The organism is Polaromonas sp. P1_G2 (assembly GCF_056405515.1).
The window spans coordinates 1-620 of record NZ_JBFUBY010000694.1 but is presented as its reverse complement, the minus strand read 5'-3'; the positions used below and the strand labels follow the sequence as shown (position 1 = coordinate 620).

Annotated in this window: 2 protein-coding genes; both read right to left on the bottom strand. The window is 59.4% G+C overall.

The window, feature by feature from the left end; all coding sequences use genetic code 11:
- On the bottom strand, positions 1 to 312 hold a 312-nt coding region (locus tag AC1D0P_RS26995; protein WP_477679542.1), incomplete at its 3' end, for a class I SAM-dependent methyltransferase.
- On the bottom strand, positions 309 to 620 hold a 312-nt coding region (locus AC1D0P_RS26990), incomplete at its 5' end, for a dTDP-4-dehydrorhamnose 3,5-epimerase family protein (protein ID WP_477679541.1). The genes AC1D0P_RS26990 and AC1D0P_RS26995, both read right to left, overlap by 4 nt.

The following is a 620-nucleotide window of genomic DNA, read 5'->3' as shown; positions in this document are numbered from 1 at the left end:
GATCTCGACCACGCGTGACTTGGCATCCAGTTGATAGCGTTCCGCCACGGTCTCGACATAGGTTTTGGCGTGGTTGACCCACGAGGTCGAGAAGGAGCTGAAATAGGCATAGCTCTCTGAGAAGAAGGTTTCACGATCAGCGAAATCCTCCGTCTGGGTGAGCAGGCAATTCGAACAGGTGCGGATGATCAGGGGATACCAGAGTTCCGGTGCCGCCAGCGCATCTGCGGCGACATAGGAATTCGACGGTGACGCGGTGCCGAGGTCAAGAAACGGCCAGAAATCCTCGCCCCCGCAATGGCGGCATTTCATACGGCAATCCCCTCGAACCGGGCATCGATCAGCGGATGGTTCTGGTCGCGCGGCGAGAGATTGGCGACGGGCAGCGGCCAGGGAATGTTGAGCACCTTGTCGAGTGGATTGAGCCCGCCCTCGGACTCGGCCCGGAATGGCGCCGAATGGGCATAGAGCAGTTGCACATCGTCGGTCAGCGCCTGGAAACCATGGGCAAAGCCTTCCGGAATCAGCAGCGAATGCATGTTGTCTGCGGAAAGTTCGGCCGCATAGTGCCAGAGAAAGGTCGGCGATCCCTTGCGGACGTCGACGGCTACATCCAACAC